Source organism: Fonticella tunisiensis (assembly GCF_004364155.1).
Classification (GTDB): domain Bacteria; phylum Bacillota; class Clostridia; order Clostridiales; family Caloramatoraceae; genus Fonticella; species Fonticella tunisiensis.
Genome location: NZ_SOAZ01000005.1, coordinates 99,766 through 122,612, shown reverse-complemented (window position 1 = coordinate 122,612; position 22,847 = coordinate 99,766). Strand labels below are relative to the sequence as shown.

The following is a 22,847-nucleotide window of genomic DNA, read 5'->3' as shown; positions in this document are numbered from 1 at the left end:
GAACAGACTAATGATACAGGAGGGGTTTATATGTTTTTTAAGCTGGCAGGAGGCATTATTATCATTTCTGCAGCGGGGCTAATGGGATTTTTAATGGCCGGGATTTATGTGGAAAGAGTCAGGCAGCTTAGGGAACTTCAATATTGCTTAAATATATTGGAATCGGAGATCGTTCATTCATCTACTCCTCTGGTACAGGCCTTTAAACTGGTATCTGAAAAAAGCTCAAAGGCAGTGAGCAGGCTTTTTAAGGTTATGGCAGAGCTGCTCTTTGAGAAAAAAACCGATACCGTTGCCGAGGCCTTTGACCTTGCATTTCAAGCTCTTAAAAGGGATTTGTATCTTGAAAGGGAGGAAATTGACATAATCTCATCGTTTATGCAGTCAATAGGGAGCAGCGACATAGAGGGTCAGAAGAAGAATTTCAACGTTACAGTTAAGAAGCTTGAGGCCTTTGAAAAGAAAGCTGAGGAAATACGCGTTAAGAACGAGAAGCTCTATAGATATCTTGGAATATGCGGTGGGGCTTTAATAGTAATATTACTTGTTTAAGGGGTGATAGGATGGATATTGGGTTAATTTTTAAAATTGCAGGAATAGGAATTCTTATTCTTATATTGGATAAGCTCTTTAAGGATGTTAAGCAGGAAAACATAGCAACACTCGTTACATTGGCTGGCCTGGTTGTAATTTTTATGATGGTTATTGGTTTGATATCAAGGCTCTTTGACAGTGTAAAGGTTATTTTTCAACTTTAGAGGGTGATTACATGGAGATAATACAGATTCTTGCAATTGCCCTCATAGCAGCCGTTATACTTACTCTGCTTAAGAAGGAGAAGCCCGAGATTGCCATACAGATAAGCCTTGCCGTTGGGATCGTTATATTCCTTTTCATGCTCGGTAAAATAACCCTTGTAATAGAATCAGTGCAGCAAATTGCTCTAAAGGCTAATATATCGCCTACATATTTGAATATTATACTTAAAATAATTGGAATTACATATCTTGCATCCCTCGGCATAGAGATGTGTAGAGATGCTGAACAGAATGCAATAGCTTCCAAAATAGAGTTTGCTGCTAAAATAATAATAATTTCCCTGGCGATACCTATTGTAATGGCTGTAATGGATATGATTTTAAAAATAATGCCCTGATGATAATTAGTGTAATAATAAATTTAAGGGCTTTTCTAACAGATTCTTATAATAAGGGGAAGAAAAATGAATAAAAGAATAGTGACTATGATTGTGGTTTTTATGGTTATTATGAGCTTAAAGGCCTATGCCGATGATGGAAACTTTACAAATGTTGATATATCAAACCTTGAATCTATATCACAGAAGCTTCAGCAGCAGAGGGATTATATGCCGGATATTAGTATATCCAGGATGATAAATACCTATAAGGAAACGGGTTCTCTGGGGCTTACCATTAAGGATTTTGCAGGAAGCCTTATAAGGTTCACTTTTAAAGAGGCATACGGAAATCTGAAGCTTCTTTTGGAGCTTCTTCTTATAGGCATTTTATGTGCAGTCCTCCAGAACATAAGGGATTCCTTTAAATCCAAGGATATTGCAGGTATTGGATATTATGTTTGCTATATTGCAATGGTACTTTTGATTATAAGAAGTTTTACAGTTGCCATCGGTGTCGGAAGGGAAACCATAAACAGCATGATAGAGTTTACAAACGCCATGATGCCTCCTCTTTTAGTTCTGCTTGCAGCAGTTGGAGGCTTCACTTCTGCAGCAACGCTTGACCCTGTTGTCCTTTTAGTTATAAAAGTTACAAGCGATATAATTAGAGATTTTGTACTTCCGATGACGGTAATAGTTGTGGTTTTAAACATAGTAAATAATCTGAGCGACAACATAAAGATTTCCAAGCTTGCAGGGCTTATGAAGCAAATCTGTCTCTGGTCCCTCGGGCTTATAATGACTCTGTTTATAGGCTTCATAACGGTTAGGAGCAGTACAGCGGCTACACTCGATCAGGTTGCTTTAAAAGCAACGAAGTTTGCAGTCGATAATTTTATACCCGTTATAGGAAAGACACTCTCCGACGCAATAGCGACCGTTGCAGGGTATTCACTTGTGCTTAAGGATGCAATAAGCGTTGCGGGGCTTATTATAATGGTATTTATATGTATATTCCCACTTATAAAAATAATACTTTTATCCCTTGTTTACAAATTCGTTGGAGCCGTTATGGAACCTATAGTAGACAAAAAGGTTGTGGACTGCCTAACCTCCGCAGGCAATTCACTTACTATAGTTTTTGCAAGTGTGCTTGCAGTTGCAATGATGTTTTTTATAATGGTTACGATAATAGCTTCGACGGGGAAACTCGTCATGATGGTAAGGTGATCATATGCTTATATTTTTAAAGGAATGGATTACTGCAGTGGTTTCAATGGTCATATTTATGACGGTTATAGACCTTGTGCTTCCTCATAACAGCGGGTTTAAAAAATATGTATCTCTGGTTACAGGGCTCATTGTGGTTATAACCATTTTAGTTCCGGTTTTTAAGCTTATTGATAAAAGAGTCGATGTTCAGGCGACAATACTTCAATACACCGATGACTTTAATAAAAAGCAGTACGAAATAGATAAGAGTAACCTTCAAAAAAGCATAAATGAACAGACGATGGAGGTTTACAAGGAAAAGCTTAGAAAGCAGATAGAGCAGGAGGTGTATAGGGAGACTGGGAAAAAATATACAGTTATAAAGCTTGAAGTAGTTGAGGATACAAACAGTATAAATTATGCTGAGATAAAGGCTTTGGAGTTTAAGGTCAGCCAGGATGAGAGTTCTGTAAAACCCGTGGATAAAGTTGTTATTGGAGGGCAGCAGACGGAAGAGAAGGAATTTAAAGATGTTAAAGTAATCAATTTCCTAAAGGAGAAGTTCAATATTGATCCTTCTTTGGTTAAATTTAAAAAGTGAGGGATTGGAATGGATTTTAAAAAATTACAGGAAAAATTTAAAGATACTAAAAAGCTTATGTATTATCTCCTTATTGCAATACTCCTTGGGGTACTTCTTATGCTTATAGGCAATGTCACTACAAGCCTAAACTCCAGTTCCCTGGGGGAGAAGGACAAGAAAAATACCATACAGGTAAATACCAACACTGCAGCCGGTACTCCTTCTACTTATGAAGATAAACTTAAAAAGGAGCTTACAGATACATTAAGCCAGATAGAGGGAGTTGGAAAGGTTGTAGTTACTATAAACTTTGAAGAAGGTTATGAGGAAGTTCCGGTTATGAATAAAAACAATTCCGATAGAAGAATAGAAGAGAAGGACAGCAATGGAGGGACAAGGATAACGACGGAGAAAACAGACAGTTCAAATGCAGTTATAGTAAACGATGGAAGTGGAAGTAAGGTTGTTATAACCAGAAGGATAAACCCGAAAGTTGCAGGCGTAATTGTTGTTGCAGAGGGTGCAGAGAACAGAAAGCTAAGGGATGACTTAATTCTTGCAGTTAGAACTGTGCTTAACGTACAGGAGCATAAAGTAGCGGTTATGCCTATGAAAAAGAAATGAGTATATTATATTTTTCCAGTACATATAATTATTTAGAAAAAGAAATGGAGGGATATTATGCAAGAAACAAGAAGACAAACTATGATCATTGCCGTTTTAATAGTGCTTATTGCAATAGCGGGTGTATTTGCTAAAAGGTTCAACGAAAGTGCTAAGGATACAAATGCTTTAAATACGGAAGCTAGCCATACAGGAAAATCAATGGCTCTTCAGGAACTTAGGATTACACATCAGAACGAGAGAAACGCTTTAATGCAGAACTATGAGGCTGTAAGCAAGGATGATAAACAGACGGAGCAGGCTAGAAATGAAGCATCAAAAAAATACATGGAGCTTGCATCTATGGGTTCAAAGGAAAATGAAGTTGAAACCAAATTGAAGGAAATGGGGTTTGAAGATGTTCTCTGTATTATAAACGATAACGGCGTAGAGGTTTATATAAAAGGCGACCAAGCTTCAATAAGCGATCAGGGAGCAGAGATAATGGATGCTGTAGTTAAGACTACAAAATTCCTTCCAAGAAATGTTTCCATAAAGCCGGCAGAGTAGCTAATAAATTTTGTAAACTTGTTGATTTTCTGGTATAATAAATGTAAACTAAAGCTAAGGGTTTTTATATGCAGGAGGTGTAATTAATGGTAGATAATGCGGAAATTACCAGTGAAGTTGGGATAATAAAAATATCACCTGACGTAGTTAGCGTTATTGCTTCCATTGCGGCAACTGAAGTTAAGGGCGTAGCTGGTATGAGCGGAGGTTTTACTGACGATATTGCAGAAAAATTTGGTATGAGATCTACAAACAAGGGCATTAAGGTTCAGATCGAAGGAAATGAAACAGCACATATAGATCTTTATCTTCTTGTAGAATATGGTTTAAGAATGCAGGAAATAGCCTGGGAGGTTCAGCAGAATGTAAAGAAGGCTGTTGAAACCATGACAGGCCTTAAGGTAGCAGATGTGAACATACACATACAGGATATCGTTATGCCCAGGGAGAAAAAGGAAGAAGATCCTTCCAGAAAAACAAAATAGTACGGTTAACCCTCTGGAAACAGAGGGTTAATTTGAATTACAAGGGGTGATTATATGAAATTAGTGGATAAGCTTCTGCTTTTTCTTTATCTTATTATACTTACAGCTATTTTTTTGTTTATTATAGTTATTCCAACGGGATATATTCCTGAATATTTGGTAAACACTATATTAGAAGGAATACGCTCTGCATGGTACTATCAGATAGCAGCTGCGGCATTTATAGTTATAAATATAAGGCTTATGGCTTCGCTCTTTTCAGGAGATGGTACCCAGAAGTTTGGAGTTGTTAAGCTAACTCCCGAGGGAGAAATCAATATTTCAAACGATACAATAAAGTCCCTTGTGCTCAGAACTTCAAGCCAGGTTAGGGGCGTAAGGGATGTTAAGGTGTTTATAAGACCTGCAAAGGATAAGATAAATATTTATATTAGACTTTTAATAGTTCCTGATATGAACATTCCCCAGACAGTGAAGGAGATACAGGAAAGTGTTAAGGGATATATAGAGTCCATTGCTGAAATACCTGTAGGCGAAGTTAAGGTTGCTGTTATGGATATAGCATCTGGAACAAAGCTGCGTGTAGAATAGTGAGGTGGGGCTGATGAAGAAAGAGGTTCTGCTTGAAATTTTCTACAACAACAAAGGAAAAGTTATAGGTTCAGCTATAGGTTTTATACTGGCTATACTTGCCATCATAATTGGATTCTTTAAAACGCTTTTTATTGCAATGTGCGTTTTAGTTGGATATTATGTTGGAAAAAAGGTAGATAACAAGGAAAGCATTATAGAGATTATAGAGAGAATACTGCCTGATGGCTGGAAATAAAATTATATGGAGGAAGATACATGAGCAGAAAAAGTGCAAGGGAAACAGCAATGAAGCTTGTATATCAGATGGATTTAAACGAAACAGGAGCTGAGGAAACTCTAAAAAACTTTTATGATCACGGTGGAGAAGACCTATGGGATGATGAAAGGGAGTACATAGAAAACTGCGTAAAAGGTGTCTACGAAAACTTAAATAAAATTGACAACTATATAGAAAAATATTCTAAAAACTGGAAAATAAATAGAATAGCAAAGGTTGACCTTGCTATAATGAGGCTTGCAATATATGAAATGCTCTACAGGGATGATGTGCCCGATGTTGTAGCCGTTGATGAGGCTGTTGAGCTTTCAAAGGAATATGGCGGTGAGAATTCCTATTCCTTTATAAACGGTGTTCTTGGAAACGTAATAAAGGAGATTAATCCAGATGCCCAGGATACTTGGAATTGATACAAGCAATTATACTACATCGGTTTCAGTAGTTGAAGATGGCAAAATATTATATGATGCTAGAAAAATTTTAAACGTAAGGAAGGGAGAAAGGGGCTTGAGGCAATCCGAGGCCCTTTTTCAACATGTAATAAATCTTCCTTCCCTTTTGAAGGATGAAAGGGTTAAGGGCCTTGATGGAGTATGTACAAGTATAAGGCCAAGGCCCATAGAAGGATCCTACATGCCTGTTTTCAAAGCTGGAGAAAGTATAGGTATTTCCATAGCTTCTGCAATGGGAATACCATTTTTTGAAACATCCCATCAGGAAAGCCATATAGAAGCTGCATGCCAGTCTATAGGTTTCGATTATGATGAATTTTATGCCTTCCACCTTTCAGGAGGAACTTCTGAGCTTTTAAAGGTAAAGAGGGAGAATGGATATAAAATTCAAATAATAGGAGGCACGAAGGATATTAGCACAGGCCAGTTCTTAGACAGATTAGGTGTTGCGATGGGGCTTTCTTTTCCTGCAGGAAAGTTTATGGATCAGATGGCAATGGAGGCTGAGAAAACAGGGCTTAGAATTCCATCGAGGGTTGACGGTTTATATTTTAATCTATCCGGTCAGGAAACAATGGGATTAAAATTCATAGAAAATGGCTATAATTATGAGGAAGTAGCCTTTGCTGCAATGATGTGCGTATCGAAGACACTGGAAAAGATATTTAAGAACCTCTTTATAAGGGAGCAGCTCCCCCTTATTCTAATAGGAGGGGTTGCATCCAGTGGGTTTTTAAGAAAATATTTAAATACAAAATTTAAAGATAATATATTTTTTTCCAAAGCCCATTATGCCGTAGATAACGCTGTTGGGACTGCTTTTATAGGATGGAAAAAGCTCAAGGGGGGATTTTATGAAAGGTAAAATACTGGATGGAAGAGAAGTATCAAAAAGAATTAAGGAGAGCCTTAAGGAAAGAATAGAGAAAATGAAAGAGGAAAGGGGGATAACACCAGGGCTCGCTGTTATAATTACTGGAGGGAATCCTTCAGCCATTTCTTATGTCAGAAGTCTGGAAAAAGTATGCAGACAAACATGTGTAAATTCATTTGTATATGAGCTTCCCGCCGAAACTTCAGAAGAAGATTTAATAAAGCTTATAAATGAGCTTAACATAAGGGATGATGTAAATGGCATCCTTGTGCAACTTCCGCTTCCCAAGCATATAAATCCCGAAGAGGTAGCAAAGGCGATAAAACCATCAAAGGACGTAGATGGGTTTAACCCCATAAACGCAGGAAAGCTGTTTAGAGGTGAAAAATGTCTTGTTCCATGTACTCCTAAAGGGGTTATGAGGCTTATAAGTGAATACGGAATAGAGTTAAAGGGTAAAAAGGCAGCTGTAGTGGGAAGGAGCAACATAGTAGGCAAGCCGGTTTCACAGCTGCTTTTAAATAAAGATGCAACTGTTGTTATCTGCCATTCCAAAACAAAGGAGCTTGATGAGGAACTTATAAGTTGTGATATAATAGTAAGCGCTGCTGGAAAACCAGGATTTATAAAATCCAATATGGTTAAGGAAGGTGCAGTGGTTATAGACGTAGGGACAACGATGGTTGAAGGAAAGCTTATGGGTGATGTGGATTTTGAGGAAGTCATTGAAAAGGCTTCCTTTATAACCCCTGTACCGGGCGGCGTAGGTGCTATGACAACAGCTATGTTAATCGAAAATGTTTTGGAGGCCATGGAAACATATGATTAGGGAACCTATTACAGTTTCAGAGCTGACTTCATATATTAAAAGTATAATAGAAAATGATTTTGAACTTTCGGGTGTACTTGTTAGGGGAGAGATATCCAACTTTAAGCATCATTCTTCAGGTCATATGTATTTTACTCTTAAGGATGAAAACGCTAAAATAAAATGTGTGATGTTTAAAGGCAGTAACCAGTTTTTGAAGTTTACCCCTGAGGATGGAATGAACATGATAGTGAGTGGATATGTGTCAGTTTATGAAAGGGATGGACAGTATCAGCTTTACGTTTTAAAGATGGAACCGGACGGTATAGGCAGCCTTTATTTAGCCTTTGAACAGTTAAAAGAAAAGCTTCAAAAAGAAGGTCTCTTTGATACTGAAAGGAAAAAGCCAATACCTCTTTTTCCGGAAAAGATCGGTGTTGCAACCTCACCAACGGGTTCCGTTATAAGGGATATTATAAACGTTTCCACCAGAAGGTTTAAAAATGTAGATATACTTTTGTACCCTGTAAAAGTTCAGGGGGAAGGGGCTGCAGAGACAATCGTCGAGGCTATCGATTATTTCAATACGCGGAAGGATATAGAGGTTATTATAATAGGAAGGGGAGGGGGATCCATCGAGGAGCTATGGCCCTTTAATGAAGAAATAGTGGCAAGGGCTATAGCTAGAAGCCGAATTCCCATAATATCAGCTGTTGGACATGAGACCGATTTTACGATATCGGATTTTGTAGCAGATGCAAGGGCTTCGACGCCTTCCCATGCGGCTGAAATGGCTGTTCCTTCCCTTGCAGATTTGACATATAAAATAGAAAGTTTAAAGTCCGCACTTTATATGAACCTTACCAGCAAATTTAAAAACAAAAGATATTCCGTAAACAGCATGATAAGAAGATTGGAGAATAATTCCCCATTAAGCAAAATAGTACAAAATATTCAATATATCGATAATCTTCAAAACAAAATTAAATTCATCATGGAAAAAAGGCTCAGGGAAAGCAAAAATAAATATTCAATACTTGTTAACAGACTTGATGATTTAGGACCTGGTAAAATTTTAAGCAGGGGGTTTTCCCTGGTTGAAAAGGATAATAAGGTTGTAAGAAGCGTTAAAGAATTAAGAGAAAAGGATGAAATTAAGCTAACCATGAAGGATGGCTCAGCTTACTGTAAAATAGAAAAAATAATGGAGGGCAGTGTATGGCTACTAGAAAAAAGAATATGAAATTTGAAGAAGCTATTCAAAGGCTTGAGGAGATTGTAAACGTGATAGAGGATGACAGCTTATCTCTCGAGGAATCGATTAAGATATTTCAGGAGGGTATGGAGCTTGCTGCAATTTGCAATAAAAAGCTTGATGAGGCAGAAAGAAGAATTAGCGTTATTATGAAGGGAGAAAATAACAATTTAACAGAGGAGGACTTTATACCCGAGGAGGAATAGCATGAATTTTAATGAAAAACTTAAGAGTAAGCAGGATCTAATAAATAGCTACCTTAGAGAATATATAAACATTAAGGATGCACCTGAAAAAATCGTGGAGGCCATGAAATACAGCCTTATGATTGGGGGAAAACGCATAAGACCTATGCTTGCTATCTCAATTTGTGAGGCTTTAGAGGGTGATTTAAATGAAGTGATGCCATTTGCCTGCGGTCTGGAACTTATACACACATATTCCCTCATACACGATGACCTTCCGTCCATGGATAACGATGATTTAAGAAGAGGAAAACCTACAAACCATAAGGTTTTTGGCGAAGCTATTGCCATTCTTGCTGGAGATGGGCTTTTAAACAGCGCCTTTGAAATAATGCTCGATGCTGCAGCATCCGGAGGATATAAAAACAAGTATATAAGGGCTATTGCTGTCATTGCCAGAGCATCCGGTGTTAAAGGAATGATAGGGGGGCAGGTTATCGATATGGAAAGTGAGGGAAAGAATATCGATATCGACACCCTCTATGAGATGCATTCCAAAAAAACAGGGGCTTTAATTGAGGCAGCATGCATAATTGGTGGAATAATTGCAGATAGAGAGGATAAATTAGAAGAAATCAGGAATTACAGCAAAAATCTTGGCATTGCCTTTCAGATTGTAGATGATATACTTGATTGTGTAGGAGACAGCAGTAAGCTTGGAAAAATGGTTGGCAGTGATGAGGTAAATGGTAAGTCTACCTTTGTTAGCATACTCGGCCTTGACAAGTCAAAAAGGCTTGCTGAAAAATACTCAAAATCTGCACGTGAAATAGCAAAAGTGCTGGATTCTACAGGTTTTTTAGTCGAGCTGACAGATTTTCTGCTAAACAGAGATCATTAGAAGGATTATAAGCTGGGTTAAAACTCAGCTTTTTAATTGCATATGCAATCTTTAGTATAGATATGACCTTAGAATCATGTCTATACTAAAGATTGCCATAATTGTATAGAAAAAATATTGTGTGTTATGTATAATTATGATAGAATGTTGTTTCAGCCAGGGTGGCGCAGTATTCTAGTCAGATATATCCTATTTGAAGGCGGGGCTAAAAATCCGTCAAAGGGCACATCGATGAAGTTCCTTGTGCTGGCCTGCTACGCCCAGTAGTGGGTTGGTGCTGGGAGTAAGGGGGATGGGGCGACCGCAATGGCATGCGTAATCGACCCTACCTTCGCGGAGACCCGTGTGCGTGGTATTTTAAAGTATTACGGCACGGGATTAAACCTGCATAGCGGTTTGAAGCTGCTTGCAGCGTAGCCTGCCTTGAGTGGGATTGGTGGAGGACAGATCAGGTTTGCATATAAAGGCCAATATATGCGAACTATTGCTGTAGGAAACCAGTCCTGCAAAAGAGGCTAGAATAGGATTATTCTGTTGAGGAAAACTCCTAGACTGTTCGATTGAGGCAGAAAAGGGATTGCAGTGTGGACTAAGTGGTAATCCAGCCCCATAACCGGCAACGGTATGGATTTTTGGTTAAAGGGAAACCGCCAGAGTGGCGACGCTCTGGTCTCAAAAATGGGAAAGCCTGCTGGACCTAAGCCGCAAACTTAACCTTTTCTGTCGCCACTTTGGGCTACATATAAGGTGGTTATTATAATAATGAAAAAAGAGAAAAATAATAAAAAGAGAATTAAATTTTATAAGAAGCGAACGAGCAAGGATACAAACTATAAATGGATAATAGGAATAATCATCTGGACATTCATTATATCCTCATTAATAAGCTTTGTTTCTGATGCTATGCTTGCAAGGGTAGATCTTTTTTTTGCTTTTATTATCTTAATTGGGATAATTTTAACCGGCATTTTATTTGATATCATAGGCGTTTCCGTAACTGCTGCAGAGGAAGTACCATTCCATTCAATGGCTTCTCGAAGGGTGAGGGGAGCAAAAACCGCTGTATTTCTAATACGCAACGCGGATAAGGTATCCAACTTCTGTAACGATGTTATAGGGGACGTTTGTGGTGTTGTAAGTGGAGGGGCAGGAGCAGCTATTATAGGGAAAATAATAACCTATGGAGGTTTTGATGATAGAACAAAAACATTATTAACGCTGGCCATAAGTGCAACAATTGCATCTATAACTGTAGGGGGAAAGGCACTGGGAAAGAACTTTGCAATATCACAAAGCAATAACATAGTATACAGCGTAGCATGGTTTTTAGATACTATAAGGAGAAAAAAATAAAGGTGCAGGGTGATAAAAATGGCGATTTTAGATAGAATTAACAGTCCCCGGGATTTGAAGGAATTCTCCATGAAGGAATTGTGTAAGCTTGCAGATGAGATAAGGGATTTTTTGATTGAAAACGTCTCTAAAACGGGGGGACATCTGGCTTCAAACCTGGGGGTGGTTGAGCTTACAATTGCCCTTCACAGGATTTTTAATATGCCGGATGACAGGATAATATGGGATGTAGGTCATCAATGCTATGTACATAAGATTTTAACCGGACGAAAGGGAAATTTTGCTACACTTAGAAAATATGGTGGAATGAGCGGATTTCCAAAGCCCAATGAAAGCGTATATGACAGCTTTGCAACAGGTCACAGCAGCACATCAATATCTGTAGCCCTTGGAATGGCCAGGGCAAGGGATATAAAGAAGGAGAAATACAGCGTCGTTGCGGTAATTGGCGACGGTGCCCTAACCGGCGGTATGGCATTTGAGGCCCTTAATGATGCTGGAAATTCGAATACGGATTTGATAGTTGTGCTCAACGACAATGAAATGTCCATAGCTCAAAATGTAGGCAGTCTGTCAGGCTACTTAAGCAAAATAAGAACAGAACCTGTGTATTTGAATTTAAGGAACGATATAGAAAATCTGTTAAAAAGAATACCAGCTGTAGGCAACAACCTGTATAAATCGGCTGAAAGGGTTAAGGAAAGCCTTAAATACCTCCTTGTCAATGGAATGATTTTTGAGGAACTGGGCTTTACATATCTAGGCCCCATAGATGGCCATGATATTGGCAGGGTATGTGAGGTGCTTGTTGGGGCTAAAAAGAGAAAGGGCCCTGTTCTAATCCATGTAGTTACGAAGAAGGGTAAAGGATACTGCTTCGCTGAGGCAAAGCCCGACAGGTTTCACGGTATTGATCCATTTAAGGTGGAAACAGGTGAGAGCCTTAAGGCTTCAAACCTCACCTATTCCAGTGCCTTTGGGGAGGAAATGATAAAGGAAGGGGAGAAAAACGATAAACTGGTTGCCATAACAGCAGCAATGCCTGATGGCACAGGTCTTAAAGCCTTTGCTGAAAGGTTTCCAGAAAGGTTTTTTGATGTAGGGATTGCCGAGCAGCATGGTGTAACTCTGGCGGCGGGACTTGCGGCAAACGGGCTGAAGCCAGTATTTGCCGTATATTCAACCTTCCTTCAGAGGGGATACGATCAGGTTATTCATGATATATGCATTGGTAAAATGCCTGTAACCCTGGCGATAGACAGGGCAGGAATAGTCGGTGAGGATGGGGAAACCCATCAGGGAGTTTTTGATATTTCATATCTAAGACCGATACCAAATTTAACTATTCTATCACCAAAGGATATAAAAGAGTTTAGAATGATGCTAGAATGGATTTTTGCATTTAATGGCCCTGTGGCTATAAGATATCCAAGGGGTGGCGATTCTGAAGTAGAGTTTGAAAAATATGATGAGATATCTTTAGGAAAATGGGAAACACTTTCAGAGGGAAAGGATCTGGCTATTCTTGCTGTCGGTAAAATGGTACAAAATTCATATAAGGTAGTGGAAAAGCTTGGGGCTAAAGGTATAAATGCCAGGCTTGTAAACTGCAGGTTTATAAAACCCCTCGATACAATCATGCTGAACAATATATTTGATGAGTACGACATAATATTTACGGTGGAGGATAATCTTGTTGCAGGTGGTTTCGGCTCATCTGTACTTGAGCATGCTTCATTAAAAAATTACAGGGGTAGAATAGTTATGATGGGATATCCTGATGAATTTATAACCCATGGAAGCCAGAAAATATTATATAAAAAATATGGACTGGATGTTGATGGTATAATGAATACTATATTGAAAAACATATAGAGGGAGAGTACGATGGCTGAAGGAAAGGAAAGACTTGATACCCTGCTGGTTGAAAGAGGTTTTTTCGACAGCCGTGAAAAGGCAAAAAAGCACATTATGGCAGGGCTTGTTTTTGTTGATAATGTCAGGGTCGATAAGGCAGGGGAAAAGGTAAGAAGAGAGTGTAAGATAGAGGTAAAGGGAGTTGCAATTCCCTATGTGAGCAGAGGTGGATTGAAACTTGAAAAGGCCATAAAGGAGTTTGAAATTGATTTAAAAAATAAAATATGTATTGATGTAGGAGCATCAACAGGAGGTTTTACCGACTGTATGCTTAAAAATGGAGCCATAAAGGTTTTTTCAATCGATGTTGGCTATGGTCAGCTAGCTTGGGAGCTTAGAAAGGATCCCAGGGTTGTTTCTATGGAAAGAACCAATATACGTTTTGTTAAGCAGGAAGATATAGGTGAACAGGTGGATTTTGTTTCGATAGATGTGGCATTTATTTCACTTAGGCTGGTGCTTCCTGTGGTTAAAGAACTTTTAAAGCCTGCTGGAGAGGTAATAGCCCTTATAAAGCCCCAGTTTGAAGCTGGAAGGGATAAAGTAGGCAAAAAAGGGGTTGTCAGGGAACCAGAAATACATAGGGAAGTTATTGAAAATGTGCTGAATTTTGCTTTATGCATTGGATTTAGCCTTAAGGGATTAACCTTTTCACCAATAAAGGGGCCCGAAGGAAATATTGAGTACCTTGCTTATCTTAAAAATAGCGAGGGAAAAAACATTTATGAAGAATCTTTAAAAGAAAACCTGGATAAGTTAATATGGAAAGTGGTCGAAGATTCTCATAAAATTCTGGAAATTTAGACGTAAAAAAGAGGAATCCCATGATTTGTGTAGAACAATATTATTAAGTGAACTGGCGGTGGCAGTATGGCTAGGATTGGAATTGTTGTAAATTTAACGAAGGATACCAATTTAAAGGTTACAGCTTCAATAGTCAAATGGCTTGAGGAAAGGAAGCAGGAGGTTCTTCTTTCTGAAGTTACTGCTGCACAGCTAAATAGGTTAGAGCTCGGGTTTCCACCTGATGATTTATACAGGCAATCGGATTTTGTAATAGTTCTTGGAGGGGATGGAACACTTCTGGGAGTAGCAAGACAGGCCGCTCAATTTGAAACCCCTATTCTAGGAGTTAATATGGGACACCTTGGTTTCATAACTGAGCTGGAAGTTGACGATGTTTTCATTGGCCTTGAAAGGGTATTGAAGGGTAACTACTGTATGGAAGAAAGAATGATGCTTGAAGCAAATATTCTCAAAGAGGATCAGCATGCTGAAACATTTTATTGTTTAAACGATGTGGTGCTTACAAGGGGACCACTTTCAAGGATGATTACCCTTAAAACCTCTATCGATGACAAATATGTAGATACTTACAAAGCCGATGGACTTGTAATATCAACCCCCACGGGTTCAACCGCCTATTCTTTGTCAGCGGGAGGTCCTATTGTAAGCCCGGGAGTGAAGGTGATGCTTTTAACTCCTATTTGTCCTCACTCCTTAAGTTCAAGAAGCATTGTAGTTTCTGATGAGGAGTCCATAAGAATTGAGGTTGCAGGTATCTATCAGGAGGTTTACATTACCCTTGATGGGCAACAGGGTCACGTGATAAAGAGCGGAGATAGGGTGATTGTCAGGAGGGCTCCACTTGCAGCAAAATTTATTAAATTGTGCACTAGAAGTTTCTATGACGTATTAAGGAGCAAGCTTAAGGAATCTTCGGTTTGATTCATTTTTATATGATGATGTATTTTATCTTTTCCTGTAAGGATTTGCAGGGTAAGAAAGGGGTTTAACATATGAAGATTGCAAGACATGCAAAGATACTGGAAATCATAAGCCGGAAGGATATCGAAACCCAGGAAGAGCTTGTAGATGAGCTTAGAAAGCAGGGTATGGACGTAACTCAGGCAACTGTTTCGAGGGATATAAAGGAACTAAAGCTAATCAAAGTCATGTCCCAGTCAGGAAAGTACAAATATGCAGCAATCTCTAAGGGTGAAGGCACAGTAACCGATAAGCTCGTAAATATTTTCGTACAAACAGTTCTGAATGTAGATTATGTAGGAAATACTATTGTACTTAAAACTTTGTCAGGCTCTGCCTCAGCAGCTGCAGAAGCAATTGATTCACTGGGATGGGATGGAATAGTAGGATCCCTTGCAGGGGATAATACTATTTTTGTACTTGCTAGAACACCTGAGAAGGCTCAGGAGCTTGTCACAAAGTTTAAAAAACTACTTAATGAACAGGAGGACCTTTAATGCTCCTTGAACTGCACGTAAAAAATTTTGCACTCATTGACAGAGTGGATCTGGAATTTGCAGAGGGTCTTAATATATTAACCGGTGAAACTGGTGCAGGAAAATCCATAATTATAGATTCCGTTAACTTTCTTCTAGGAGATAAGCAGAGCAAGGATATAATAAGAACCGGAGAGGAATCTGCCTATGTAGAAGGGGTTTTTGAAGTTAGAAACGAAGAGTTTAACCGGTTACTCTTGGAAAATGGAATTGAAACAGACGAAGTGGTGGTAATAACCAGGGAAATAAATCAGAGCGGAAGAAGCATATCAAGGATAAATGGAAGAACCGTAACCGTTGGACTCTTAAAACAGGCAGGCAAATATTTAATCGATATTCATGGACAACATGAACATCAATCACTTCTGGATGAGGACAGTCATATGGACATACTTGACTCTTTCTGTGGAGAAAGCTTCCAAGCCCTAAAAAAGGAATACAGGCAAAAATATGCAGATTTAAAGGAAATTAAAAGGGAGCTTAACAAGTTAAACGCTGATGAGCAGTACAAACTGAGAAGGATGGATCTATTGAGCTTCCAGATACAGGAGATTTCCGAGGCTAACCTTAAGATCGGTGAGGATGAAGAACTTGCAAAAAGAAAGGACATACTTGCAAATTCTGAAAAAATCATATCCAACCTTGCCGCGGCCTACGAAAGCCTCTATGAAGGGGAGGAGAAGGGCTGTGCGTATGACCTTATGGGTGTAGGAATTTCCCATCTGGAGTCAATTGAAAAATACGATGAAAATCTCAGCAAAATGAAGACATCCCTTGAGGATTTGTATTATCAGCTTAAGGATATAATTGATGAAATCAGGGAATACAGGGATAGTATAGATTTTGACCCTGAGGAACTGAACGACATAGAAGCAAGGCTTGATTTGATTAACAGGCTGAAAAGAAAGTATGGAAGCACAATAGAGGAAATATTACAGTATTATGATAAGATAAAGGAAGAGCTTTCCAAGATAGAGCGCAGTGAAGAAATAATTGAAGATATGAATAAAAAGAAGGATGAATATTTAAAGAACCTAAGGGAGATTGCAGCTCAAATGACTGAAATTAGAAAGAAGACAGCACTAAGGCTTAAAGAAGCTATAGAGAAGGAGCTTAAGTATCTTGGTATGGAGAGAGCCATATTTAAAGTGGAGGTAAAGGAAAGGGAAGAACTTGGAGAAAACGGAAATGATAATGTCTATTTCACAATGACTGCCAACCCTGGAGAGCCCCTTAGGCCACTTAGCAAAGTTGCATCCGGTGGAGAAATGTCGAGAATTATGCTTGCCATAAAGAGCGTAATTGCAGATGTGGACAGGATACCAACCCTTATATTCGATGAAATTGATACAGGAATAAGTGGAAGAACTGCACAGTCTGTTGCTGAAAAGATGGTTTTAATCGCAAAGAATCATCAGATATTATGCGTTACCCATCTTCCACAAATTGCTTCAATGGCTGATGTGCATTTTAAAATACAAAAATTTATAAATAATGACAAAACTGTAACTACCGTACAGAAGCTGGAATATATAGATCAGGTGGATGAGCTTGCGAGAATGTTAGGCGGAGCAATTGTGACAGAGCTTACAAGAAATCACTCTAAAGAAATGCTGGAGCTTGCAAGGGACCTTAAATATAAAATAAGAAATTAAAAGCATGTTGTATTACATGCTTTTTTATTTTTTTGTCAGATTTCTCATATTATCTTCATAATGTAATTCCTACAATCTTTATTATAGTATATGTGGACACTAAAAAGGTTAAGTTAGATTTAAAGAAAGGAAGGTGACTTGGAAAAAACGACTGCAAAGGAGTGATAGGCTTGAAAATTAATAAATACAGGGTTTTATTGAGTTTTCTTGTTGCCTTACTAATATTTTTAGTATTTTCCACAATAAATGTCATGTCGATGCCGGGAAATATGAATATAACAGATAGCAACAGGGAATTGATGAGTAATGAAAATTTAAAATCTAATTTATTATATAAAATAGATTCTGATGAAAAGAATTATGATGAAAAATCCAGTTATAAACTAAATAAGCTGCATATAAATGTTAAGCTTTTTGGGATAATACCCATAAAAAAAATGACCATAAATTTTCTTCCTGAGATAAAAGTAATACCGGGAGGATATCCAATCGGAGTCAAACTCCATACTGATGGGATACTTGTTGTTGGATTTTCAGATGTAGAAACTCCTTCAGGCAGAGAGCAAAGCCCTGCTGTGAAGGCAGGAATTGAGATAGGTGATTGTATCATAGAGGTAGATGGAAAAAGAATCGAAAGCAGTAAGCAACTTTCGGATGTTATTTCAAGCAATAGAAACAAGGTGATAGATGTTAAAATAAATAGAAAAGGTGAAGTTAAAAAGCTTCAGATAACGCCTGTGGCAACCGGTAACAAAAATGAATATAAAATTGGACTATGGGTGAGGGATTCAACGGCAGGAGTAGGTACCTTGACTTTCTATGATCCTGTTTCCGGAAAATTCGGAGCGCTCGGCCATCCCATAAATGATGTGGATACAGGAAAGCTTCTTCCAATAAGGGATGGGAAAATATATAACGCAAAGATAATATCGGTAGAGCAGGGAGCTAGAGGTAAGCCAGGGGAGCTCAGGGGTATATTTTCTGAGGATGATGAAATAGGAACGTTGAATAAAAATACTCCTGCAGGTATATACGGTGAGTCAGATAAAATCCTGACCAGAAATAGTTATAATAAACCAATACCAATAGCAAGACAGAGCGAGATCAAGGAGGGGCCTGCAAAAATATTGACCTCTATACAGGGTGATGAGGTAAAGGAATACGATATATATATTGAAAAGCTCACTCCTCAAAGCAGATTAAATCCCAAAAGTATGATTATAAGGGTCACTGATCAAAGGTTAATTGAAAAGACGGGAGGAATCGTACAGGGTATGAGTGGAAGTCCTATAATACAGGACGGGAAGCTAGTTGGAGCAGTAACACATGTTTTTGTAAATAAACCCGATATGGGATATGGAATATATATCGAATGGATGTTAAAAGAAGCAGGTTTTGATATATAGAATTAAAAATGATCTTTTCTACGCTCTAACCCATAATTTCAATTTGTCCGTTCCATTCTTTATCCCATATATTTTTTATCTACGACTGTTTGTAATTTTTCGGCGCTATAGATTAATGGAGATAAAAGTATAAGCTTTTATCTCTTTTTTTGATATGAAGAAAATATCCGTTGAGTTATATGATTATTTATATAATAATTTGGATTTATATGGAATATAATGAAATATCGATAGTTTTATGTGTCGCTGTAAAATTTTATTTTATATGTAGAAAGTGTAATTATTTTTAAAAATACATAACTATTTAAAAAAATTTTGTATTTTAGAAGGAATATTTATAGTTTTGTCGAATAAATACTTTGCTAGGAAATGGAAGTTAAATGGGAGGTTACATTATGGAAAACGGTAAAATCAAAATAGTTATTGCAGATGATAACAAGGAATTTTCCGGTATCTTGAGTGATTATTTAAAAGGTCAGAATGACTTTGAAGTGGTTGGAATAGCCAAGGACGGGCTTGAGGCGGTTAAGCTTGTATCAAGCCATCAACCCGATGCGCTTGTACTTGATATCATCATGCCCCATCTTGATGGACTTGGAGTTCTTGAAAAAATCAATTCCATGACGAATGTGCCTATGCCTAAGGTTATTGTGCTATCTGCTGTAGGACAGGATAAGATTACACAGAGGGCTATAAACCTGGGAGCAGAATATTATGTTGTAAAACCCTTCGACATGGAGATCCTATCAAAAAGAATCAGGCAGATGTTTTCATCGGGTGTTTCAACAGAAGTTAGAAGAACAGGCGGAGTAGTGCCAGAAAGCCAGAGCTATATAAATTCCAACTCCCTTGAAGCAGAAATTACAAATATAATACATGAGATTGGAGTTCCAGCTCATATAAAAGGGTATCTTTATTTAAGAGAAGCAATTCAGATGGTTGTAAACGATGTGGAGCTTTTAAGTGCGGTTACAAAGGAACTATACCCTTCAATAGCAAAAAGATATAATACAACAGCAAGCAGGGTAGAAAGGGCCATAAGACATGCAATTGAAGTCGCATGGTCAAGGGGACAGGTTGAAACTATAAATAGGTTGTTTGGATACACTGTGCACAACGATAAAGGCAAGCCAACAAATTCAGAGTTTATTGCAATGGTGGCTGATAAGTTAAGATTGAAAAGCAAGTTGGGATAATCTTGTATAATCAAGGCATAGATAGGAAAAGGATTTATACTTTCTTACTTATAAACTATTAAGGCTATTACAACAAACCTCTCTTATTTGTCGTCTAATATCTCAATAAATAGGAGAGGTTTTTTATACGATAAATCAATTTTGGAATTGATGCTTTTTTGCTTTTGAATTTCCTTCGATAATCGTAACAATTGATCTATGTGTTTGAGAAATAAGGTATATACCTTAAGAATACTTAAATGCAGTTTGTAGGCTTCATATTATTCTGTTCCTCTTTATAATAAGCACATATCAATTTATCCAAATCCTGACTAATACTTATTACTTCGTCGGATAGATTAAAATTTTTCATATCGCAAATCAACTGGTATAATTTTGTTCTTAACTTTTCTATTTCGTCCTTTACAGGCTTGTCCTTCACAAAACCTTGTTTATGTAATTCCAATTTTATCATCCTTTCTTAAAGACATTAATAGTATTGAACTTTGAATTTATATACTTAAAAAAATTTAATAAAATCGTCTTATCAAATTGAGTTCCTGCATGGGCTGAAAGCTCAACAAGGGCATCATGAAGGTTTGATTTTTTTCTATATACACGATTGGTGGTCATTGCATCAAAGGCATCACATATAGAAATTATTTTGCTTAATTCATCAATTTCGGCGCTTTTTAAACCAAATGGATACCCTTTGCCATCTATTCTTTCATGATGCTTTCTTATTATGCATGCTTCGTCCTTCATGTGAAGTATGTACTTTGTAATTAAATAGCCTATATGTGGATGCTTCTTTATTTTTCTATATTCATCATCGTCCAGCCTTTCGTTTTTCGATAATATTCTTTTAGGGATAGCGAGTTTTCCAATATCATGTAGCAGCGAAGCGTATTTCAATATTTTTATTTCATGGCCCGGTAAATCATAATACTTTGCATAACCATATGCAAGTCTCATAACCCTTATACTGTGGGTGTATGTGTATTCGTCTTTTTGTCTCATTAATAAAAGAAGTATTTTTATGAGTTTAAATCGAAAATAAAAGATAAAAGTTCCATGTCTTTTTATCTTCCGATGCCATTCATTATAAGAAGCCTTGTTATCTTTACTTTGCATTTGTTGCATAATTTTCATTTCCTTTGTATTTATTTTCTGAGTTAGTTAGAGAAAAAGCATTATCATGCATAATTTTTATGTTATTATTAAAGTTTAAAATTGTATTATCATAATAGTATGCAGCATCTATCTTTCCATCTTTATCAAGCACCCTGCAGTAGGTTGAAATGCCAGAAGGGGATCCTACTATCCCCATCTTAATACGCTTTCCAGCAATTAACATACCTCCACGAACGATGCTGGAAGGTTTATGGAATATAATTGAATTTCTCGCTATTAAATCTGTTTGATAGCTTCCCTGTCCTATAATATCAATATTTCCATTTGCCTGAATGCAGGAATTTTGACCATACTTAAACAAGATATTTGCCTGCCTGTCATATGAACCTTTAATTTCTTCTATATAATCGTTAATCAGTGTAGCAATGGTGTTAATTTGTTCGAAACTTTTTGTTACGGGCATTTTTGTGTTCAAAAGCAGTTTTTTGACTTCTCTTAAAATATTGTTGACTTTTTCAATGTCATCATCTGTCAGAAGATCAAACAATTTTGTTAAGTCATTTGTTGTTTTTATTATTTTTCTACCTGCATCTATAACTATATTTTTTAATTGATATTCCGTATATTGAGATGGCTGCAGCATTTTAACTCTGGTGTACATTTCTTTAAATATATCCTGTACCTGTTTCATTTTAGGTAGTACGTATAAATAGTTGATTACGCTTGCACCAGCTCGTACTTTACTGTTAATTATGCTGCCATGTACTTCTATATTTCCTTTAGAAGAAACCTTTGCCTGATTAATATTTCCGAACACTATAATATTTCCTTCGGCTTCAACTTTTATGTTGTCCATGATATTACCCTTAATGACTATGTCACCGTCAAAATGGACATTACCCGTCCTGACATCAACATCGTGTGAAATTGTAAGTGTCGGTAAAACACTGACAACACCATCATGTAGTACAGGACGTCCTGAAGAAATAGCTACGATCTTCATATCATTATCCAGCAAAACTGTACCTTTTCCTGCCTTTAAAGGAATATCCCTTCCATGATGTGCTTTAAGAATCTCTCCTGTCACCGCAACACCATCCCTGCCTGGTATGGCTGGCATAACTTTAATTGCCAGTACGTCACCAATACTTACAGTAGGAATAATAGTGTGGCTTAAAAGATCTACTTGTTTGTCCGTATCAAAATCGGGATTGCGATAACTACTGTTGTTGAATAGATATTTTATTTTGCTGTTAAATCCGTGAATTGGAGCTTCACCCTTTGCTACAACAGAACTTCCACCATTAGGTGAATTTATCAGATCATTGATAGCCTGGACATTGATATACTGTATTTTAACGCCTGCTTTCAGCAGCTCTTCAATACACTGGTAAAGTGTAACTTTGGGAGCTGGAATTTCCCTGAAGTCCGAACATATATGTACGGAGTTTTGGCGTCCTGCATCCTTAACAAAGTATTCCTTGCCCGGTTTTTTTTCTATTGTTAAAGTTGCTTTGAGCTTATCGCCTGATATATCAACTTTTATCTTGGTAGAAGGAGCGATAGTCTTTGCCTTAAATTCTATTCTGTCTTTTTCTGTAACAATAGCACTGCCTTCTACCACCTTATCATTAATGTATACTTGAATATTTGGATCGTCAGCTATAATTGAGGCATATTTTCCCTCAGGTGAAGGGTCCGTTACCTTTATCTTTCCCGATGATATCTCAACTGTGCCATTCTCTATTCTTTTATTTTCTTTTTGCTGCGTTTTAGGCTGTATGAGCTCAATGCGAAATATTCCTTCTTTCTTTATTATGCCCCAGAATCTGTAATATGGCTGTTTGATAATATGTATTTTTAACTCATTTTCATTACATCTATAAAATTCACTGGCTTTTATTATTGCTTCTTTAATATCAAACGCAGTAAACAACATTAGACATCACTCCCTTCATTTCTTTTTA

27 protein-coding genes are annotated in these 22,847 nt (G+C 37.5%); 24 read left to right on the top strand and 3 right to left on the bottom strand.

What is annotated here, in order from left to right; genetic code table 11:
• Positions 1 to 30: 30 nt before the first annotated feature.
• From spoIIIAB to spo0A, 24 genes are all read left to right on the top strand, one after another.
• Entirely contained in the window at positions 31 to 552 is a 522-nt protein-coding gene (gene spoIIIAB / locus EDD71_RS04665) for a stage III sporulation protein SpoIIIAB (RefSeq protein WP_166636338.1), read from the top strand.
• Positions 553 to 563: 11 nt separating this feature from the next.
• A complete protein-coding gene (gene spoIIIAC, locus EDD71_RS04660) occupies positions 564 to 758 on the top strand; it encodes a stage III sporulation protein AC (RefSeq protein ID WP_133627583.1) in 195 nt (64 codons plus the stop codon).
• Positions 759 to 769: 11 nt separating this feature from the next.
• On the top strand, positions 770 to 1,156 hold the full coding sequence (gene spoIIIAD, locus EDD71_RS04655; protein WP_133627582.1) for a stage III sporulation protein AD: 387 nt from the start codon (positions 770 to 772) through the stop codon (positions 1,154 to 1,156).
• Positions 1,157 to 1,222: 66 nt separating this feature from the next.
• Positions 1,223 to 2,368, top strand: coding sequence for a stage III sporulation protein AE (spoIIIAE, locus tag EDD71_RS04650; protein ID WP_133627581.1), 1,146 nt, complete (start codon positions 1,223 to 1,225; stop codon positions 2,366 to 2,368).
• Between the two features lie 4 nt (positions 2,369 to 2,372).
• A complete protein-coding gene (gene spoIIIAF / locus EDD71_RS04645; RefSeq protein WP_133627580.1) occupies positions 2,373 to 2,951 on the top strand; it encodes a stage III sporulation protein AF in 579 nt (192 codons plus the stop codon).
• 9 nt (positions 2,952 to 2,960) lie between these two features.
• Complete coding sequence (gene spoIIIAG, locus EDD71_RS04640) at positions 2,961 to 3,557, top strand: stage III sporulation protein AG (RefSeq protein WP_133627579.1); 597 nt, start codon at positions 2,961 to 2,963, stop codon at positions 3,555 to 3,557.
• A gap of 57 nt (positions 3,558 to 3,614) precedes the next feature.
• On the top strand, positions 3,615 to 4,106 hold the full coding sequence (locus EDD71_RS04635) for a SpoIIIAH-like family protein (RefSeq protein ID WP_133627578.1): 492 nt from the start codon (positions 3,615 to 3,617) through the stop codon (positions 4,104 to 4,106).
• A gap of 86 nt (positions 4,107 to 4,192) precedes the next feature.
• Entirely contained in the window at positions 4,193 to 4,591 is a 399-nt protein-coding gene (locus EDD71_RS04630) for an Asp23/Gls24 family envelope stress response protein (RefSeq protein ID WP_133627577.1), read from the top strand.
• Between the two features lie 54 nt (positions 4,592 to 4,645).
• Entirely contained in the window at positions 4,646 to 5,182 is a 537-nt protein-coding gene (gene amaP / locus EDD71_RS04625; protein ID WP_133627576.1) for an alkaline shock response membrane anchor protein AmaP, read from the top strand.
• Positions 5,183 to 5,195: 13 nt separating this feature from the next.
• Positions 5,196 to 5,420 carry a DUF2273 domain-containing protein gene (locus EDD71_RS04620; RefSeq protein WP_133627575.1) on the top strand — a complete coding sequence of 75 codons (225 nt, stop codon included), beginning with the start codon at positions 5,196 to 5,198 and terminating at the stop codon, positions 5,418 to 5,420.
• A 20-nt stretch (positions 5,421 to 5,440) separates the two neighbouring features.
• Complete coding sequence (gene nusB, locus EDD71_RS04615) at positions 5,441 to 5,872, top strand: transcription antitermination factor NusB (RefSeq protein ID WP_133627574.1); 432 nt, start codon at positions 5,441 to 5,443, stop codon at positions 5,870 to 5,872.
• Positions 5,850 to 6,779 carry a tRNA (adenosine(37)-N6)-threonylcarbamoyltransferase complex transferase subunit TsaD gene (locus EDD71_RS04610; RefSeq protein WP_133627573.1) on the top strand — a complete coding sequence of 310 codons (930 nt, stop codon included), beginning with the start codon at positions 5,850 to 5,852 and terminating at the stop codon, positions 6,777 to 6,779. The genes nusB and EDD71_RS04610 overlap by 23 nt, the downstream gene beginning before the upstream one ends.
• Positions 6,769 to 7,617, top strand: coding sequence for a bifunctional 5,10-methylenetetrahydrofolate dehydrogenase/5,10-methenyltetrahydrofolate cyclohydrolase (locus tag EDD71_RS04605; protein WP_133627572.1), 849 nt, complete (start codon positions 6,769 to 6,771; stop codon positions 7,615 to 7,617). Before EDD71_RS04610 ends, EDD71_RS04605 begins: the two co-directional genes overlap by 11 nt.
• Positions 7,613 to 8,839, top strand: coding sequence for an exodeoxyribonuclease VII large subunit (gene xseA, locus EDD71_RS04600; protein WP_479724191.1), 1,227 nt, complete (start codon positions 7,613 to 7,615; stop codon positions 8,837 to 8,839). Before EDD71_RS04605 ends, xseA begins: the two co-directional genes overlap by 5 nt.
• Positions 8,815 to 9,057, top strand: coding sequence for an exodeoxyribonuclease VII small subunit (gene xseB, locus EDD71_RS04595; RefSeq protein WP_133627570.1), 243 nt, complete (start codon positions 8,815 to 8,817; stop codon positions 9,055 to 9,057). Before xseA ends, xseB begins: the two co-directional genes overlap by 25 nt.
• 1 nt (position 9,058) lies before the next feature.
• On the top strand, positions 9,059 to 9,937 hold the full coding sequence (locus EDD71_RS04590; RefSeq protein WP_133627569.1) for a polyprenyl synthetase family protein: 879 nt from the start codon (positions 9,059 to 9,061) through the stop codon (positions 9,935 to 9,937).
• Positions 9,938 to 10,699: 762 nt separating this feature from the next.
• Positions 10,700 to 11,290: a hypothetical protein gene (locus EDD71_RS04585; RefSeq protein WP_133627568.1), complete on the top strand. Its 591-nt coding sequence runs from the start codon at positions 10,700 to 10,702 to the stop codon at positions 11,288 to 11,290.
• An 18-nt stretch (positions 11,291 to 11,308) separates the two neighbouring features.
• A complete protein-coding gene (gene dxs, locus EDD71_RS04580; protein WP_133627567.1) occupies positions 11,309 to 13,165 on the top strand; it encodes a 1-deoxy-D-xylulose-5-phosphate synthase in 1,857 nt (618 codons plus the stop codon).
• 12 nt (positions 13,166 to 13,177) lie between these two features.
• Positions 13,178 to 14,011, top strand: a complete 834-nt coding sequence (locus tag EDD71_RS04575; RefSeq protein WP_133627566.1) for a TlyA family RNA methyltransferase — start codon at positions 13,178 to 13,180, stop codon at positions 14,009 to 14,011.
• Positions 14,012 to 14,077: 66 nt separating this feature from the next.
• Positions 14,078 to 14,935 carry an NAD(+)/NADH kinase gene (locus EDD71_RS04570; protein ID WP_133627565.1) on the top strand — a complete coding sequence of 286 codons (858 nt, stop codon included), beginning with the start codon at positions 14,078 to 14,080 and terminating at the stop codon, positions 14,933 to 14,935.
• A gap of 71 nt (positions 14,936 to 15,006) precedes the next feature.
• Complete coding sequence (locus EDD71_RS04565; RefSeq protein WP_133627564.1) at positions 15,007 to 15,471, top strand: arginine repressor; 465 nt, start codon at positions 15,007 to 15,009, stop codon at positions 15,469 to 15,471.
• Positions 15,471 to 17,165: a DNA repair protein RecN gene (gene recN / locus EDD71_RS04560; RefSeq protein WP_133627563.1), complete on the top strand. Its 1,695-nt coding sequence runs from the start codon at positions 15,471 to 15,473 to the stop codon at positions 17,163 to 17,165. Before EDD71_RS04565 ends, recN begins: the two co-directional genes overlap by 1 nt.
• 170 nt (positions 17,166 to 17,335) lie before the next feature.
• Positions 17,336 to 18,571, top strand: a complete 1,236-nt coding sequence (spoIVB, locus tag EDD71_RS04555) for a SpoIVB peptidase (protein WP_133627562.1) — start codon at positions 17,336 to 17,338, stop codon at positions 18,569 to 18,571.
• Positions 18,572 to 18,966: 395 nt separating this feature from the next.
• Complete coding sequence (gene spo0A / locus EDD71_RS04550; RefSeq protein WP_133627561.1) at positions 18,967 to 19,767, top strand: sporulation transcription factor Spo0A; 801 nt, start codon at positions 18,967 to 18,969, stop codon at positions 19,765 to 19,767.
• A 235-nt stretch (positions 19,768 to 20,002) separates the two neighbouring features.
• On the opposite strand, the gene EDD71_RS04545 is transcribed toward spo0A, so the two are convergent.
• The 3 genes from EDD71_RS04545 to EDD71_RS04535 form a co-directional block, all read right to left on the bottom strand.
• The gene (locus tag EDD71_RS04545; RefSeq protein ID WP_243116402.1) at positions 20,003 to 20,212 is read right to left on the bottom strand and encodes an aspartyl-phosphate phosphatase Spo0E family protein; all 210 of its coding nucleotides are present in this window, start codon (positions 20,210 to 20,212) and stop codon (positions 20,003 to 20,005) included.
• Positions 20,213 to 20,217: 5 nt separating this feature from the next.
• Positions 20,218 to 20,766, bottom strand: a complete 549-nt coding sequence (locus tag EDD71_RS04540) for an HD-GYP domain-containing protein (RefSeq protein ID WP_166636337.1) — start codon at positions 20,764 to 20,766, stop codon at positions 20,218 to 20,220.
• Positions 20,767 to 20,869: 103 nt separating this feature from the next.
• Positions 20,870 to 22,819: a DUF342 domain-containing protein gene (locus EDD71_RS04535; protein ID WP_133627558.1), complete on the bottom strand. Its 1,950-nt coding sequence runs from the start codon at positions 22,817 to 22,819 to the stop codon at positions 20,870 to 20,872.
• Positions 22,820 to 22,847 lie beyond the last annotated feature (28 nt).

Bases quoted from the DNA above. Each gene is read 5' to 3' on its own strand.
- spoIIIAB (WP_166636338.1), top strand. From the start codon at position 31: ATGTTTTTTAAGCTGGCAGGAGGCATTATTATCATTTCTGCAGCGGGG.
- spoIIIAC (WP_133627583.1), top strand. From the start codon at position 564: ATGGATATTGGGTTAATTTTTAAAATTGCAGGAATAGGAATTCTTATT.
- spoIIIAD (WP_133627582.1), top strand. From the start codon at position 770: ATGGAGATAATACAGATTCTTGCAATTGCCCTCATAGCAGCCGTTATA.
- spoIIIAE (WP_133627581.1), top strand. From the start codon at position 1,223: ATGAATAAAAGAATAGTGACTATGATTGTGGTTTTTATGGTTATTATG.
- spoIIIAF (WP_133627580.1), top strand. From the start codon at position 2,373: ATGCTTATATTTTTAAAGGAATGGATTACTGCAGTGGTTTCAATGGTC.
- spoIIIAG (WP_133627579.1), top strand. From the start codon at position 2,961: ATGGATTTTAAAAAATTACAGGAAAAATTTAAAGATACTAAAAAGCTT.
- EDD71_RS04635 (WP_133627578.1), top strand. From the start codon at position 3,615: ATGCAAGAAACAAGAAGACAAACTATGATCATTGCCGTTTTAATAGTG.
- EDD71_RS04630 (WP_133627577.1), top strand. From the start codon at position 4,193: ATGGTAGATAATGCGGAAATTACCAGTGAAGTTGGGATAATAAAAATA.
- amaP (WP_133627576.1), top strand. From the start codon at position 4,646: ATGAAATTAGTGGATAAGCTTCTGCTTTTTCTTTATCTTATTATACTT.
- EDD71_RS04620 (WP_133627575.1), top strand. From the start codon at position 5,196: ATGAAGAAAGAGGTTCTGCTTGAAATTTTCTACAACAACAAAGGAAAA.
- nusB (WP_133627574.1), top strand. From the start codon at position 5,441: ATGAGCAGAAAAAGTGCAAGGGAAACAGCAATGAAGCTTGTATATCAG.
- EDD71_RS04610 (WP_133627573.1), top strand. From the start codon at position 5,850: ATGCCCAGGATACTTGGAATTGATACAAGCAATTATACTACATCGGTT.
- EDD71_RS04605 (WP_133627572.1), top strand. From the start codon at position 6,769: ATGAAAGGTAAAATACTGGATGGAAGAGAAGTATCAAAAAGAATTAAG.
- xseB (WP_133627570.1), top strand. From the start codon at position 8,815: ATGGCTACTAGAAAAAAGAATATGAAATTTGAAGAAGCTATTCAAAGG.
- EDD71_RS04590 (WP_133627569.1), top strand. From the start codon at position 9,059: ATGAATTTTAATGAAAAACTTAAGAGTAAGCAGGATCTAATAAATAGC.
- EDD71_RS04585 (WP_133627568.1), top strand. From the start codon at position 10,700: ATGAAAAAAGAGAAAAATAATAAAAAGAGAATTAAATTTTATAAGAAG.
- dxs (WP_133627567.1), top strand. From the start codon at position 11,309: ATGGCGATTTTAGATAGAATTAACAGTCCCCGGGATTTGAAGGAATTC.
- EDD71_RS04575 (WP_133627566.1), top strand. From the start codon at position 13,178: ATGGCTGAAGGAAAGGAAAGACTTGATACCCTGCTGGTTGAAAGAGGT.
- EDD71_RS04570 (WP_133627565.1), top strand. From the start codon at position 14,078: ATGGCTAGGATTGGAATTGTTGTAAATTTAACGAAGGATACCAATTTA.
- EDD71_RS04565 (WP_133627564.1), top strand. From the start codon at position 15,007: ATGAAGATTGCAAGACATGCAAAGATACTGGAAATCATAAGCCGGAAG.
- recN (WP_133627563.1), top strand. From the start codon at position 15,471: ATGCTCCTTGAACTGCACGTAAAAAATTTTGCACTCATTGACAGAGTG.
- spo0A (WP_133627561.1), top strand. From the start codon at position 18,967: ATGGAAAACGGTAAAATCAAAATAGTTATTGCAGATGATAACAAGGAA.
- EDD71_RS04540 (WP_166636337.1), bottom strand. From the start codon at position 20,766: ATGAGACAAAAAGACGAATACACATACACCCACAGTATAAGGGTTATG.
- EDD71_RS04535 (WP_133627558.1), bottom strand. From the start codon at position 22,819: ATGTTGTTTACTGCGTTTGATATTAAAGAAGCAATAATAAAAGCCAGT.